This is a genomic window from Streptomyces sp. SID12501, from assembly GCF_010550245.1.
In the GTDB taxonomy this organism is placed as follows: domain Bacteria; phylum Actinomycetota; class Actinomycetes; order Streptomycetales; family Streptomycetaceae; genus Streptomyces.
In genome coordinates, this window is record NZ_JAAGLU010000352.1 from 1 (window position 1) to 554 (window position 554).

1 protein-coding gene is annotated in these 554 nt (G+C 66.4%); it reads left to right on the forward strand.

The annotated features are described in order from the left end of the window. Positions 1-12: 12 nt before the first annotated feature. Positions 13-554: DUF262 domain-containing protein (locus G3I71_RS46170; RefSeq protein ID WP_164324922.1), on the forward strand; the 542-nt coding region annotated here is incomplete at its 3' end.

A 554-nucleotide genomic window follows, 5' to 3' on the forward strand; every position in this document is an offset into this window, starting at 1 on the left:
CTGGTGCAGACGATGCGTGAGCACCTGCGCCTGGTCGTCATCGACCTGGAGAAACACGACGACGCCCAGGTCGTCTTCGAGACCCTCAACAGCCGCGGCACCCCGTTGGAACACGCCGACCTGGTCAAGAACCTGCTGTTCCGGGACGCCGAACACGCCGGTGCGGACATCGACCGCCTCTACCGGACGTACTGGGCGCCCTTCGACCAGGCCGAGTGGCGGACCGAGCAGACGACGGGCCGCATCACGCGCAGCCGCCTCGACGTCTTCTTGACCTATTGGCTCACCATGCGCACACAGCGCGAGTTCACCTCCTCGGCGTTGTTCAAGGAGTTCGAGCGCTGGCTACGGGCCGCTTCCGTTCCCACCGAGGACGTGTTCGCGGAGCTTGCGCGGTACGCCGAGATCTACGAGCGTCTCGACCATCACCCGGCGCACGGGCCCGAGGGCCGGTTCCTGTACCGGATGAAGGTCATGCAGATGTCGACCCCGATGCCCCTGCTCCTCTTCCTCTACGGGCTCGGTGAGGATGTGCTGCCACCCGAGCGCCGGCG